Genomic DNA, 15,838 nt, shown 5'->3' with positions numbered 1-15,838 from the left:
AACAGACTTAAAATGTAATATAAGTTAAAGAATAAAAAAGAAGAATATGTCGCCTGCCAAATTTTCCTCATATACATTCGGAAAGGCAGATGCGCAAAAAAATCACTGAAGAAAAGTCACTTCAGCGATTTTTTTATTCCCTTTTTTTACAATGCAAATTATTGTATAATGAATATAAATATTTGTTTGAGTTGTTAATAAAGGCATAAGACTTTAGTGATTAGATAAAATAGTAATTGCAAAGTATTATGCAGAATTTAATTTTAAGGTTAAAAAAATGTTAGTTCAATTGGGAAACTATTTTTTTAACCTTCTATGGATTCTAAGAGAAAAGTTGGAGACATGAAATTTATCATATACTATGTAAAAGAATGTATGAAGTAGAGGTGAAATTGATGAACATAACTTTAAGACGTAAATTTAAGTTTAATGCTGTTCAGACTCTTTCTTTGGGATTTGCAATTGTAATTCTCATAGGGGGAGTTCTGTTGAGTTTGCCTATATCTTCGCAAGATGGCTCAGCTACAGATTTTATAGATAGCCTGTTTACTTCTACTACAGCGGTTTGTGTTACAGGACTGGTAACCTTAGATACTGGTACTCATTGGAATTATTTTGGCAAGACTGTTATAATGATATTGATACAAGTTGGTGGGCTAGGGTTTATGTCCTTTGCCACTTTAATAGCGATTCTTATAGGCAAAAAGATAACTCTTAAAGAAAGATTAGTAATGCAAGAAGCTATGAATACCTTTGGTATTCAAGGGTTAGTTAAAATGGTTAGATATATATTGATTTTTACATTTTCAGTAGAAGGTCTTGGTGCACTTTTATATTCTACACAGTTTATTCCGGAATTTGGATGGTTGAAAGGTATATATTATAGTATTTTTCATTCGGTTTCCGCTTTTTGCAATGCAGGAGTAGATTTGTTGGGGGACTTTAGAAGTTTAACTATATATTATAATAATTCAGTAATCATTCTAACAACAGCAGCATTAATAATAATTGGTGGTCTCGGGTTTACAGTTTGGATGGAGATATATAACTTTAAAGGCATTAAGAAGTTATCTTTTCATTCAAAAATGGTAATTCTAATTACAACAGTATTAGTATTTGGCGGAGCGCTTTTAATGTTTCTATTTGAATTTAATAACCCTGGAACTATGAGAAGTATGAATTTAAAAGATAAACTTGTAAATTCATTTTTTGCATCAGTAACACCTAGAACTGCAGGGTTTAAATCTATATATACTGCAAATATGACTCCAGCAGGTAAATTGCTTACTATAATCTTAATGTTTATAGGAGGATCTTCAGGTTCTACTGCCGGAGGAATAAAAACAACTACCTTCGGTATATTAATTTTTACATTAATATCAACCATAAAAGGTAGAGAAGATACAGAAGTGTTTAAGAAGAGAGTATCAAAAGAGACTGTATATAAATCCTTTGCTATATTTAGTATTGCATTAGCTTTAGTTTTGTCAGTAACTATGGTGCTATCAATTACTGAAGTATCAGCGCCTTTTGAATCCTTATTATATGAAGCAACTTCTGCTTTTGGAACAGTTGGGTTAACTCTAGGCTTAACGCCTAAATTAAGCTTGATTGGAAAGATGCTTATAATATTAACTATGTATCTAGGAAGAGTTGGTCCTCTTACTGTGGCAGTTGCTATAACAAAAGTAAAGAAAAAGCAAAATTATAAATATCCAGAGGACAAGATATTGGTAGGGTAGGAGGAATTTATATGAGTAATAAACAATTTGTTGTTATTGGACTTGGAAGATTTGGTACTTCTGTTGCAAAAACTCTTTATGATTTAGGAAATGATGTTTTGGCAATTGATGTAGATGAAGATCTTGTTCAAGAAATCTCTGATAGTGTGACTCATGCAGTTCAAATGGATGCTACAGATGAAAGTGCTTTAAAGACCCTAGGAATTAGAAACTTTGATGTAGCTGTAATAACCATAGGGGAGAATATTCAAGCAAGTGTCATGGTTACACTTTTGGTAAAGGAATTAGGCGTAAAATATATTGTAGCTAAAGGTCATAGCGATCTTCATGCTAAGGTTTTATATAAAATAGGTGCTGATAGAGTAATACTTCCTGAGAAAGATATGGGAGTTAGGGTAGCACATAATTTAGTATCTTCAACTATATTAGATTATATAGACCTTTCACCTGATTATAGTATAATAGAAATAGAAAGTCCGAAAGAGTGGCATAATAATACTATAAGAGATTTAAGTCTTAGAACAAGATTTGGAATAAACGTAATGGCTATAAAGAAGGAAAATGATATAAATATAACTCCAAACGCTGAAGAAGTAATTGAACCTGGTGATATATTAGTTGCTATTGGTTCAACAGAAGATTTAGGTAAGTTGGAATCATTTATATCAAGAAAATAATTCAGAGGTGTAAGTAGTGCATTTAATTGAAAGTAACGATAACAAACATTTTAAAGAACTAAAGAAGTTAAAAGAAAAAAAGTATAGAAAACAGCTTGGTTTATATATAATTGAAGGATTAAGATTTGTTGAAGAGGCAGTAAAAGCTAATGCTGTTATAGACGAGATTATTATTGATGAAGCAAAGCAAGAAAAATTTGAAGATATATATTTAAAAGTTAGTGATGATAAAATTACACTTTTAAAATCATCATTATTTAATCAATTATCGAGTACAGAAAACCCTCAGGGTATTATTGCTGTTATAAAAACCGGCTCCAGTGAGAATAATTATAAGGGGAGTTTTTATGTACTTTTAGATAAACTACAAGATCCAGGAAATGTTGGTGCTATAATAAGGACTGCTCATGCAGCAGCAGTTGATGGAATAATAGTTCGAGATGGTACAGTTGATATATACAATGATAAAACACTTAGGAGTACAATGGGATCTATATTCCACACTAACATAATAGAAGATAAAAACCTTGAAGTGGTACAAAAGTTTAAGGAAGATGGTTTTAAGCTATTGGCAAGTTCTTTAGATACTGATTTTAACTATTATGAAGTAGATTTAAGTGATAAGATTATTTTAGTTGTAGGTAACGAAGGAAATGGAGTATCTGATGAGATTTATCAGCTTTGTGACCTGAAAGCTAAGATACCTATGCCAGGAAATGCAGAATCTTTGAACGCTTCAGTAGCTGCTTCTATAATGATTTATGAAAAAGTTAGGCAAAACTTAATCAAATAGTATTGAACTAACATGGATTAATATGTATAATAGGCTATAGAATTGAATATGAAAAAACTGTGAATGAGAGAGTAAGAATATTTTAGCTTTACAGGGAGAAGAGATCAAAGACTGGAAGTCTCTTTATTGATATATATTCTGAAGTTCACTCAGGAGTTCTAACTGTGAAATAAAGTAGTAGTTAGCGGGGAACCGTTATATATATAAGAGAGTATTAAGCTAATTAGGGTGGTACCGCGGAACCTCCGTCCCTTTATAGGGGCGGTTTTTATTTTGCAAAAAAATGCAGTTTTACTTTTTGAAAGGAGAAAACAATATGAAAGAAAAACTTTTAGAAATCAAGGATAGTGCATTAAAAGTTCTTGAAGATGTAAAAAACAGTAGTGAGATTGAGAATATTAGAGTTAAATATTTAGGTAAAAAAGGTGAATTAACTACAATATTAAGAGGTATGGGAGGTCTTACAAATGAAGAAAGACCAATCATAGGTAAGCTTGCAAATGAAGTGAGAGCAGAAATTGAAAGTAGACTAGAAGAGATTTCCTCGGAAATAAAGAATATTGAAAAGAAAAAGAAACTTGAAGGTGAAGTTATAGATATAACTATGCCTGGTAGAAAAAATTTAGTAGGTAAGAGGCATCCACTAGATTTAACATTAGAGCATATGAAGGAAATATTCATATCAATGGGCTTTACTATAGAGGAAGGTCCTGAAATAGAAAAAGATTATTACAACTTCGAAGCTCTTAATATACCAAAGAACCATCCGGCAAGAAGTGAACAAGATACATTCTATATAAATGATAACGTGGTTTTAAGAACTCAAACTTCGCCTGTGCAAATAAGAGTTATGGAAAAACAAAAACCGCCTATAAAAATGATATCGCCAGGTAAAGTATTTAGATCAGATGCGGCTGATGCTACACATTCACCAATATTTTATCAAATGGAAGGTTTAGTAATTGATAAGGGGATAACTTTTGCTGATTTAAAGGGAACTCTAGAATTATTCGCTAAAAAGATGTTTGGAGAAAATGTTCAAACTAAATTTAGACCACATCACTTCCCGTTCACTGAACCATCTGCAGAAATGGATGCAACTTGCTTCGTTTGCGGAGGAGAAGGCTGTAGAGTATGTAAAGGCAGTGGTTGGATTGAACTTTATGGATGCGGTATGGTGCACCCACAAGTTCTGAGAAACTGTGGTATAGATCCAGAAGAGTATAGCGGATTTGCTTTCGGAATGGGTGTAGACAGAATGGTAATGCTTAAATACGGCATTGATGATATAAGACAACTATACGAAAGTGATATGAGATTTTTAAATCAGTTTTAGGAGGAATTTAATATGAAAGTACCATATTTATGGCTAAAAGACTATGTAAATATAGATATAGATGCAAAAGAACTAGCTGATAGACTTACTCTATCAGGATCAAAGGTTGAGGAAGTAATAACCTCAGGAGAAGATATAACAAATGTTGTAACTGGTAAGCTTCTTAAGATAGAGCCACATCCAGATGCAGAAAAACTTGTTATATGTCAAGTTGAAGTAGGGCAAGAAGAACCTGTTCAAATAGTTACAGGAGCTAAGAACATGAAGGAAAATGACATAGTTCCAGTTGCTCTTCATGGTTCAAATTTACCAAATGGATTAAAGATAAAGAAGGGTAAGCTTAGAGGCGTTGTTTCAAATGGAATGATGTGTTCTGAAGAAGAACTGGGAATAGCTGGAGACGAACCAGTTCATGGACTTATGATATTACCTGAAAATACACCACTTGGTAAGGATATAAAAGATGTATTAGGACTAAATAAGGCTGTAATAGATTTTGAAATAACATCAAACAGACCAGATTGCTTAAGTGTACTAGGAATAGCTAGAGAAACAGCTGCTACTTTAGGGATAGAGTACAAAAATCCTTCAGTAGAATATAAGACTAGTGGAACAGGCAATATAGAAGACATCGTTAAGGTAGAAGTAAAAGATGCTTTATGCAGAAGATATATGGCTAGAGCTGTAAAAGATATAAAGATAGAACCATCACCAACATGGATGCAAGAAAGACTTCTGGAAGCTGGAGTTAGACCAATAAACAATGTTGTAGATATAACTAACTTTGTTATGTTAGAGCTTGGTCAACCAATGCATGCATTCGATAAAAGAGAAATTAAATCAAACAAGATTGTTGTTGAGAGAGCAAAGGAAAATGAAAAGTTTGTGACTCTTGATGAGATAGAGAGAAATCTAGATACAGATGTTCTTTGTATAAAAGATGGTGAAGAAACTATAGGCCTTGCTGGAATAATGGGCGGACTTCAATCAGGAATAAAAGATGATACAACTGAAGTAATCTTTGAAGGTGCTAGTTTTGATGGAACTAACATTCGTGTAAATTCTAAAAAACTTAACCTTAGAACAGAAGCATCTTCAAGATTCGAAAAAGATATAGATCCTAATTTAGCTGAACTTGCTTTGAACAGAGCTTGTGCACTTATAGAAGAACTTAAAGTAGGTACTATAGTAGAGGGAACTATAGATATATATAATGAAAGAAAAGAACCTCATACTATGACAGTAGATTCTAGCTGGGTGAATAGATTCTTAGGAACAACTCTTTCAAAGGAACAAATGAAAGAATACCTAGATAGATTAGAGCTTAAAACAACTATTGAAAATGATAATTTGATCATAGCTGTACCAACTTTCAGAATCGACATAGCAATAAAAGAAGATATAGCAGAAGAAATTGCAAGAATATACGGTTATAACAACGTACCTATGACAGTAATTGGTGCTAACTCTCCTAAGGATGCTAAAAATAAGAAGTTAAAGTTAGATGATTTAGTTATAAATACTATGATTTCAAGTGGATTAAACCAATCTATTTCTTACTCTTTTGTAAGTCCTAAGGTATTTGATATGATAAATTTACCTTCAGATAGTGAACTTAGAAATGTAGTTAAGATTAAAAATCCATTAGGTGAAGATTATAGTATAATGAGAACATCTACACTTCCTTCAATGTTAGAATGTCTTGGAAGAAACTATTCAAGAAGCAATGAATTTGCAAGGTTATTTGAACTTGGTAAGGTTTATCTACCAAAGGCTGATGAAAATCAATTACCTAACGAAAAAAATATACTTACAATAGGTCTATATGGAGCTGTTGATTATTTAGATCTTAAGGGCGTAGTAGAAAATCTTATAGACGCAATGGGAATAAAGAATACATCATATAAGAGACAAAGTGAAAATGTAAGTTATCACCCAGGAAAAACTGCTGAATTATTTATAGGAAAAGAAAAAGTAGGAGTACTTGGTGAAATACATCCTGATGTAGCTGATAATTATGGAATAGATACAAATGCTTATGTGGCAGAGCTTGATTTAGATATACTTTATGCAAATTCTAAAACAGAGAAAAAGTATAAACCATTACCAAAGTATCCTGCGGTAACAAGAGATATAGCTTTGTTAGTTGAAGATGCAATATTAGTTCAAGAAATTGAAGAAACTATAAGAAAAGCTGGTGGAAATTTAGTAGAAACTGTGAAGTTATTTGACGTATATAAAGGAAAGCAAATACCAGAGGGTAAAAAGAGCATAGCTTATGCTATTTCTTATAGAGATGAGAATAAGACTTTAACTGATAATGAAGTAAATAAGGTGCATGATAAGATATTACGTTCATTAGAATATAAGCTAGGAGCGCAATTAAGATAAAATAATCAATAATTAAATTATTGATAGAATATGAATCAATCCCTCTGAATTAACATGTTTTTGTGTATCAAGGGATTGGTTCTTTTTTTTACTGTACAGGAAAGTATATAATTGTATGCTAGCTAAATCGAAGGATTTTAATTGCATTGCTAGATTTTTAAAGGTAAAAATATGCAATTAAAACGATGGATAATTAAGTAAAATTAAAGTTGTATAAATAAACTTTGAAATTATATATATTTATATGATAACATTAAAGAAAGATATTGATTATTAAGAGGTGTTGTTATGGGCTCCGTAACTGTAAGAATAAATGGAATTGATTATAATCTAAAGGGAAAAGATGATGAAGAATACTTAAATTATATAGCTAAATATGTTGATGAAAAGGTTAAAGAAATACTAAGTAAGAATAATAAACTTAGTTCTGTTGCGGCTACTGCTCTTGCAGCTATAAATATATCAGATGAACTTTTTAAAGTTAATAATGATTATAATGATCTTTTGGGAAATTTTGAAGATCTTCAAAAAGAAAATGATGAGCTTAAGCAACGCATAGAGGATGTAGAACTAAAAGAACAAGAAGAAAAACAAGAGTATTTATCTATGATGCAAGCTATAGAAGATTTAAGGCTAGAAAAACTTTCTTTAGAAGAAAAAAATTCATCCTTATTAGAAGCTTTAAATTCTAAAAATAATGAATTAGAAGAATTAAAGAGTGTAGAATTAAATGAAGAGCATGAAGATTTAAGTGAGCAAATAACTGAGCTTGAAGCAGCTGCGAAGAAGCTTTTAGAAGAAAATAACTCATTGAAATTAGTAAATAGAGAAATAAAATTTGAGCTTCAAAGTTCTAAATATAAAGTTATGGACTTGGAGAAGAAGTATTTGGATAGTCAAATTAATTTAGCAACTGAGATAAAGAAAAGAGAGCCTTATTTAAAGGTAAAGGATAATAAATAGAATTATATACTCGAAAGCTTACTTGCATGACAAGTAAGCTTTTCTTCTGATATAATAGGGGAGTACGATTTTTTATAAAAGACTATATAGCCATAGTTTTGGATTATACAATATTAGAAGGATAGCAGTTTATACTGCATTATCATAGGAGAGATGAACTGATGAATAAAATTGAGCTTTTGGCACCAGCAGGAAGCAAAGAAAGTTTATATGCAGCAATAAATAAGGGTGCAGATGCTGTTTATCTAGGTGGAAGTAAATTTTCTGCAAGAGCATATGCTTCAAATTTTAATGATGAACAATTGGAAGAAGTTCTGGATTATGCACATATGTATGGTGTCAAAGTATATATAACTATAAATACATTGATAAAAGAAAATGAATTTGATGAAGCTTTAAATTATATAGATTTTTTGAATAGAATTGGTGTAGATGGCCTGATAATACAAGATTTAGGCTTATTTAATGAAACTAAGAAAAGATATACACAAATAGAACTTCACGGATCCACACAAATGACTGTGCATAATGGTGATGGGGCTTTATTCTTTAAAGAGAGTGGCTTCAAGAGAATAGTGCTTTCAAGAGAATTGTCATTAAAAGAAATTGAATATATATCCAAAGAACTTAATATAGAAACTGAGATATTTGTTCACGGTGCTCTATGTGTATGCTATTCAGGACAATGTCTTATGAGCAGCATGATAGGTGGAAGAAGTGGAAACAGAGGTAGATGTGCTCAATCTTGCAGACTTCCTTATAATATTATAAGGATAGGAGATAAGGCAAAGAAAGAGGGGTATTTGCTAAGTCCAAAAGATATGTGTACAATAGAGGATGTGGAACAAATTGTAAACACAGGAACGGCATCTCTAAAAATTGAAGGAAGAATGAAAAGACCTGAATATGTGGCTGGAGTAGTGGAAGCTTATAGAGATGCAGTAGATAGTGTAATAGATAAAAATAAAGATTTTAATGTAAATACTTCAAAAGATACACTTATGCAATTGTTTAATAGAGAGGGATTCTCTAAAGCATATCTATATAAAAATGAAGGAAAAGATATGATGGCATTTAAAAATCCTAAAAATACTGGTGTATATATAGGATTTGTAAACAGTAAAGGTGAAGTGGTTCTAGAAAAAAGTGTTTCAGTAGGAGATGGAATAAGCTGTGGTAAAGACGGATTTACCATAAGTAAGATACTTGCAGGAAAGAATAGCTTAGAAAATGCGGATAAAGGTATGAGTGTGAAGCTATTACCTGCAAGATATAAGAACAACGATAAGCTTTATAAAACTTTAGATGTAGAACTAATGGAAAAGTATAAACCGTCTTACTTAAATCCTTTTGAAAATAAAATTGAAATGAAGGCTTCTATGATTTTTAAAGTTGGCGAGCCTATGAATATTACTTTAACTTATAATGATAAAGACTATGAGGTAAAGGGTGAAGTAGTTCAAGCGGCTCTTAAAAAACCTCTATCTAGAGATAAGGTTGAAGAAAATATAATGAAATCTGGGGAAACGCCTTATAAGATAAATTCTATAGAGTTTTTAAGTTTTGAAGAAGGGTTTGTACCGGTATCGTCGATAAATGCTTTAAGAAGAGAGTTAATTGAAGCTATTGAAGCAAGTGAAATAAAGAAATATAAAAGAGAAGTAAGTGAAGTAGAATATGACAAGTCAGACGACAAGGAGAGAAATGCTGAAGAATTTAAGGGTATTTTATATACTGTAAGAACTAAACAACAGTTAAAAGCAGTTGTTGAAAACAATTGTGAGAACTATGCAGTAGATGTTTTCGGAAAAAGCTTAGGTTCTTTGTTAGAAGAAGATATAAAAAATATAGATTTATCGAAAGTATACTTAAAAGTGCCTAATATAATAAAAAATGAGTATCAATATGTTTGCTCAATTATTGATAAATATATTGATAATATTAAAGGAATTGTAACTGCTAATGCAGGAATTATATATAGATATAATAGTAAAACTAGTATAATTGGTGATTATAAGCTTAATATATTTAACAGTAAAGCTGCAGAGTTTTATGAAAAGTCTATTGATGTGCTGCCTATAAGTGTTGAGCTTAATAGGAGTGAAATGATTTCCATAACTAAAGGAAGAAAAGCTTCATATCAAGCTTTAATTTACGGAAGAGTTGAAATGATGGTTAGTGAGTATTGCCCGATAGGAAGTACTTTTGGACAGAAAAGCTCTAATAATAATTGTAATCAAAGTTGCATAAAAGACGATTTTATCTTAGAAGATAGAATGAAGGAAAAGTTTGTGATGACTACTGATAGGTTCTGTAGATCACATATATATAATAGCGTTCCTTTAAACCTTATAGATGAGATTGAAAGAATGGAGCAGATTGGAATAAACAGCTTTAGAGTGGATTTTATTGATGAGGATTATAATGAAGCTAGCCGTATTATAAGGGTGATTAAAAAAGAAGAAGATAACAAAAATATCAATTATACAAAGGGTCATTATAAAAGAGGAGTAGAATAAAGGAGAAATCTTATGAATGAGAAGGCATTAAGAATTCTAGAATTTAATAAAGTAAAAGAAGAGATAAAAAAATATGCACTTACAGGTGCTTCAAAGGATACTATAGATGAGCTTACTCCATATGAAAATATACATGAAGTGAAGGAACATCTTCAAGAAACCAAAGAAGCTTTAACCTTGCTTCAAAAGAAGGGAGCACCACCTTTTGAAGGATTATACGATGTAAGAGAAGCTGTCACAAGAGCTGGAAAAGGTGGTACATTGAATCCAGGGCAGCTACTCAGAATAGGTAACATGGTGAGATGTGCTAGAAGATTTATAGATTTCATAAAAAGAAAAGATGAAGAGGAATCTTATAATATATTAGAAGATATATGTGCAGGCTTGACACCTATAAGAAAGTTAGAGGATACTATCTTCACTGCAATAATAGGTGAAGAAGAAATATCTGATAAAGCTAGTCAAACTCTTAATAATATAAGAAGATCGCTTAAAGAAAAAAATTCTTCGGTTAGGGATAAAGTTAACTCTATCTTAAGAGAAAACTCAAAGTTTTTACAGGATAACCTTTATACCATGAGAGGTGATAGATATGTTATCCCTGTAAAAGCAGAGCATAAAGGTTCAGTACCAGGGCTTATTCATGATCAAAGTTCAACAGGAGCAACGCTTTTTATAGAACCTATGAGCTTGGTTAAGATAAACAATGAAATCAAAGAGCTTATGTTAAAAGAAAAAGCTGAAATTGAAAGAATACTTCAAGAGTTGTCAGGTTTTGTTTATGATGAAATTATAGCTGTTAGAAATAATGCTAATATTTTAAATGAATTAGATTTTATATTTGCAAAGGCTAAATATGCAAGTAATATTGATGGAATATGTCCTGCAGTTAATGGAAATGGAATAGTGGATTTAGTTCAAGCTAAACATCCGCTTATAGATCCTAAAAGGGTTGTTTCTTCAGACATATATTTAGGAAGAGAGTTTACAAGTCTTGTGGTAACAGGTCCAAACACTGGTGGTAAGACTGTGACTTTAAAGACTGTTGGGTTACTTCATATAATGGCTATGAGTGGGGTTTTGATACCTGCTAGAGAAAATTCTACAGTAAGTTTCTTTAGAGAAATATATGCTGATATAGGAGATGAACAAAGTATTGAACAAAGTTTATCTACTTTTTCCTCTCATATGACTAATATAGTATCAATAATGGAAGAGGCAGATAATGAATCCCTTATTTTATTTGATGAATTGGGTGCAGGTACAGATCCTACTGAAGGTGCAGCGCTTGCTGTAGCTATACTTGAAACATTAAGGCATAGAAACTGTAAGATAGTTGCTACAACACATTATAGTGAGCTAAAAGGATATGCATTAAGAACTATTGGTGTTGAAAATGCATCGGTAGAATTTGATGTGGAAACTTTAAGACCAACTTATAAGCTTTTGATAGGTATACCAGGTAAATCAAATGCCTTTGAAATATCAAGAAGATTAGGCTTAAGTAATGATGTAATAGAGAAATCAAAAGAATTAATCTCAAGTGAGTCGCTTCAATTTGAGGATTTAATACAGAGTCTTCAAGAAAAGAGTATGAAAGCAGAGAGAGATGCAAGAGAAGCTGAAATCTTAAAGCTTGATGCTAGAAAGCTTAGAGAAAAATATGAAGTAAAGTTAGAAAACTTAGAGAAGACTAGGGAAAATGCTTTTGGAGAGGCAAGAAGAGAAGCTAAACAAATCCTTAGAGAAGCCAAAGAAGAAGCAGATCAAATTCTTAAGAATATGAGGGAACTTGAGAGATTAGGATATGACTCTGATGCAAGAAGAAAATTAGAAGAGCAGAGAAGTAAGTTAAGAAATAAGCTCGATAAAACAGAAGCTGTAATAAATAAGGCTGAAAAGGATAATGGCGAAACAATTGAAGTTGTTAAACCAGGAATGGAAGCGTTCTTGCCTTCTTTAAATCAGAAAGTAATTATATTAACTATGCCTGATTCAAAAGGCGATGTTCAAGTTGAAGCTGGTATAATGAAGGTAAATGTTAAGTTAAAGGACCTAAGAAAGTCTAAAGAGACTAAAGAAGTTAAGAAAAAGGTAAGACGTGAGGCAAATCTTAATACTAAGTCAGTAGCTAGTTCTGTGGATTTAAGAGGTCTTGATGCTGAGGAAGCTTGTTATAACGCTGATAAATACTTGGATGAAGCATATATGGGTGGTCTTGGAGAAGTGTCTTTGATCCACGGAAAAGGAACAGGAATTCTGAGAAAAAGCATAAATGATATGCTAAAGAGTCATCCGCATGTTAAGTCTTATAGACTAGGCGAATATGGCGAAGGTGGAACCGGAGTTACTGTAGTTCAATTAAAGTAAAAACGGAGTATTTGTATATGATTATAATAAGTGCATGTTTATGTGGCTGCAATTGTAAGTATAATGGTGGGAACAACTATAATGAAAAGATAAAGAAAATTTATGATGAGGGTGAAGCTATACTTGTTTGCCCTGAAGAGATGGCTGGTCTTAGCACACCTAGAGAACCTGTAGAAATACAAGGTGGAAGCGGAGTGGATGTTTTAGAAGGCAGAGCTAAAGTGTTATCAGCTAATGGAACAGATGTTACTGAGGAGTTTATTAAAGGTGCTAATAAAGTGCTGGATATAGCTGTTAAAAACAATGTTAAGAAAGCAATTTTAAAAGCTAAAAGTCCTTCCTGTGGAGCTGGAAAGATATATGATGGTACATTTTCTGGTAAGATTGTTGAAGGAAATGGTGTCACAGCAGAACTTTTAAAGTTAAACGGGATAGAAGTATTTAGTGAAGCGGATTAAAAAGAATAAAAAAAGAAAAATGTGTCGCCTGTAAGTTTCCTCATATGCATTCGGAAAGGCAGATGCGCAAAAAAATCACTGAAGAAAATCGCTTCAGTGATTTTTTATATAAAGTTTATTTTGAAACAACTTTAATATATTCAACTTTTGAGTCTTCAGTACCTTGTACGTAAAGACCAACCTCTTTTAGTTCTTCAACGTATTTTATAATTTCTTCTGTTATTATCTCACCAGGGCAAAGAAGTGGAATACCAGGTGGATATGCAAGTAAGAATTCACCACTTACTTTTCCAATGCTATCTCTAAGAAGTATTGATTCTTTCCTGCTATTAAAGGCATCTCTAGGAATAAGAACACTCTCAGGAATAGATGGTATATCTAAAAAGTCAGGTCTTACCTTTCCTTTAGAAGAATATTCATCAGATATCTCTCTAAGTGCGTGTAATAACTTATCTATACTTTGCTTTGTATCTCCAAAAGAACCTACAGCAAGCACGCTATATAAATCAGAAAGTTCCATTTGTATATGATATTTGTTTGATAATATCATATCTAATTCATATCCCGTAATTCCTAAGTCTCTACAAGTTATAGTAATCTTAGTTGGATCTAAAGCTACAACTCCAGGTCTTCCTAGTATTTCTTCTCCAAAACAGTAGAAACCATTAATTTTATTTATTTCAGTTCGAGCATAATTAGCTAAATCTATAGTTTTATCTAAAAGTTCTTCTCCATTTAAAGCAATTTGTCTTCTAGCACAATCTAAACTTGCCATCAAAATATAAGATGGTGAAGTTGTTTGAAGTAAGTTCAGAACTTGCTGAACTCTAGCTGGATCAATATAATTGCTTTTAACCTGAAGTAAAGAACACTGAGTCAATGCTCCAATTATTTTATGAGTGCTTTGTGCACAGATATCAGCACCTGCTTCCATTGCAGACATAGGGAGTTTTTCATTAAACTTTAGATGAGGACCATGAGCTTCATCTACTATTAAAGGAATATCATAACTGTGAACAATATCAGCAATTTCCTTGATTGCGGTTGCAACACCATAGTACGTAGGGTTTATTATTAATACAGCCTTAGCATCTTTATTTTCTTCTAAAACTCTTTTTACTGTTTCAGGGGTAACACCGTGAGCTATACCTAACTTTTTATCAAGCTCTGGCTGCATAAATACAGGAACTGCTCCACTAAGTATTATTCCAGCTGTAATTGATTTATGGACATTTCTAGGGACAATTATCTTATCACCTTGACTTACCACAGACATAATCATGGCTTGAATTGCACCTGATGTTCCATGGATTGAGAAAAACGAAGCATCTGAACCATATGCATCAGCAGCAAGCTCTTGTGCTTTTTTTATTGGTCCTGTTGGATGATGTAGGCTATCAACTAATTTAAACACCGTTACGTCTATCTTAAATGGGTTTTCACCTATAAAGTTTTTGAATTCCTCATCTATTCCTACGCCTTTCTTATGACCAGGAACGTGAAATGGAATTGTATCTCTATCTACATATTCCATTAGGGCATCAAACAAAGGAGTTTCATTTTGGTCAAATCTGTACACTTTGATACCGCACCTTCTTTCAACAAATAAATATCTTTTATGAAAAACAATATAATTATATGTTATGAGTAACTGTAATGCAATAAAAAAATTGATATGAATAATATTTATTTCTTCTGACAATACTATAAGGCAGGAGGGATTAAAGTGGAAAATATTAAATTGAACAGTAGAAGTAACAAAATAGGTAAAACAGCTAATAAGACAAGAAGAGCGGGAAAGGTTCCAGGCATTGTATATGGAAAAGGAATGCACAACTTTATGTTCGAAATAGGTGAGTTAGAATTGAATCAAATTATCACTGAACATGGAGAGCATGGTGTAATAGATATTGACTTAGAAGAACAAAATAAGAAAGTACTAATTAAAGAGCTTCAAAGAGATCCTGTTACACATAAGATAATTCACTTAGATTTGGAAACCATAGATAAAGACCAAAAGATTATTACAACTGTACCAGTTCACTTTAAAGGAGAGGGCGTAATAAATTCCTACGGAGCTATAATTCAAAAAGAAAAATCAGCAGTAAAGGTAAGCTGTACTCCTGATAAGTTGCCTAAATTTTTAGAGCTAGATGTTTCTCAATCTACTATAGGAAGCACTTATAAAATATGTGATTTGGAAGTAGGCGCAGAAATATCAATAGTTGATGACTTAAATACTGTCCTTGGTTCTGTAAGCTATGAGCAAAAGATAGTAGAGGCTGTGGAGCCAGAAGAGAAAAAAGGATAACTAAGCCCTATGACTACATAGGGTTTATTTGTACTCTTTGGAAAAATATAATATACATAAATTAAGTGATAGTGCTATTATATAACGATTTTTAAAATTGATTAACCTATAGTATGAAAAAAGTAGAATAGAGCTACTGTGAGAATTTCATAATATTTATTATAAAAATAAGATGCGTAAAAAATTGCAAAATAAAGGCCCATTAATATATATATAATTCATATAATTTCATAAATTTGTATATAAAAGTTTTAATTGTCCATTTTTTAGTGTATAAT

The 15,838-nt window shown here is 31.8% G+C and carries 11 protein-coding genes and 1 other annotated feature; of the genes, 10 read left to right on the top strand and 1 reads right to left on the bottom strand.

Translation table 11 applies throughout. The annotated features are described in order from the left end of the window. The first annotated feature begins 395 nt into the window (after window positions 1-395). The 9 genes from J3477_RS05200 (at window position 396) to J3477_RS05160 (ending at window position 13,249) form a co-directional block, all read left to right on the top strand. On the top strand, window positions 396-1,742 hold the full coding sequence (locus J3477_RS05200; RefSeq protein WP_206868530.1) for a TrkH family potassium uptake protein: 1,347 nt from the start codon (window positions 396-398) through the stop codon (window positions 1,740-1,742). An 11-nt stretch (window positions 1,743-1,753) separates the two neighbouring features. Then, window positions 1,754-2,419 carry a potassium channel family protein gene (locus J3477_RS05195; protein WP_206868528.1) on the top strand — a complete coding sequence of 222 codons (666 nt, stop codon included), beginning with the start codon at window positions 1,754-1,756 and terminating at the stop codon, window positions 2,417-2,419. Between the two features lie 16 nt (window positions 2,420-2,435). Then, a complete protein-coding gene (locus tag J3477_RS05190) occupies window positions 2,436-3,212 on the top strand; it encodes a TrmH family RNA methyltransferase (RefSeq protein ID WP_206868526.1) in 777 nt (258 codons plus the stop codon). Between the two features lie 50 nt (window positions 3,213-3,262). Continuing rightward, window positions 3,263-3,468 (top strand) — a binding site (T-box leader). A gap of 60 nt (window positions 3,469-3,528) precedes the next feature. Then, window positions 3,529-4,548 carry a phenylalanine--tRNA ligase subunit alpha gene (gene pheS, locus J3477_RS05185; RefSeq protein WP_206868524.1) on the top strand — a complete coding sequence of 340 codons (1,020 nt, stop codon included), beginning with the start codon at window positions 3,529-3,531 and terminating at the stop codon, window positions 4,546-4,548. 12 nt (window positions 4,549-4,560) lie between these two features. Beyond that, entirely contained in the window at window positions 4,561-6,939 is a 2,379-nt protein-coding gene (gene pheT / locus J3477_RS05180) for a phenylalanine--tRNA ligase subunit beta (RefSeq protein WP_206868523.1), read from the top strand. A gap of 288 nt (window positions 6,940-7,227) precedes the next feature. After that, window positions 7,228-7,902, top strand: a complete 675-nt coding sequence (zapA, locus tag J3477_RS05175) for a cell division protein ZapA (RefSeq protein WP_206868522.1) — start codon at window positions 7,228-7,230, stop codon at window positions 7,900-7,902. A gap of 161 nt (window positions 7,903-8,063) precedes the next feature. Then, complete coding sequence (locus tag J3477_RS05170; protein ID WP_206868521.1) at window positions 8,064-10,421, top strand: U32 family peptidase; 2,358 nt, start codon at window positions 8,064-8,066, stop codon at window positions 10,419-10,421. 12 nt (window positions 10,422-10,433) lie between these two features. After that, window positions 10,434-12,791: an endonuclease MutS2 gene (locus J3477_RS05165; protein ID WP_206868520.1), complete on the top strand. Its 2,358-nt coding sequence runs from the start codon at window positions 10,434-10,436 to the stop codon at window positions 12,789-12,791. Window positions 12,792-12,808: 17 nt separating this feature from the next. Further along, window positions 12,809-13,249: a 2-thiouracil desulfurase family protein gene (locus J3477_RS05160; RefSeq protein WP_206868519.1), complete on the top strand. Its 441-nt coding sequence runs from the start codon at window positions 12,809-12,811 to the stop codon at window positions 13,247-13,249. Window positions 13,250-13,364: 115 nt separating this feature from the next. On the opposite strand, the gene J3477_RS05155 is transcribed toward J3477_RS05160, so the two are convergent. Further along, window positions 13,365-14,828, bottom strand: a complete 1,464-nt coding sequence (locus J3477_RS05155) for an aminotransferase class I/II-fold pyridoxal phosphate-dependent enzyme (RefSeq protein WP_206868517.1) — start codon at window positions 14,826-14,828, stop codon at window positions 13,365-13,367. Between the two features lie 147 nt (window positions 14,829-14,975). Between J3477_RS05155 and J3477_RS05150 the strand changes: the two genes are divergently transcribed. Then, window positions 14,976-15,560, top strand: a complete 585-nt coding sequence (locus J3477_RS05150; protein ID WP_206868516.1) for a 50S ribosomal protein L25 — start codon at window positions 14,976-14,978, stop codon at window positions 15,558-15,560. Window positions 15,561-15,838 lie beyond the last annotated feature (278 nt).

Source organism: Clostridium zeae, assembly GCF_017312485.1.
Taxonomy (GTDB): Bacteria; Bacillota; Clostridia; order Clostridiales; family Clostridiaceae; genus Clostridium_AR; species Clostridium_AR zeae.
This window is presented reverse-complemented; position numbering and strand designations above follow the sequence as displayed.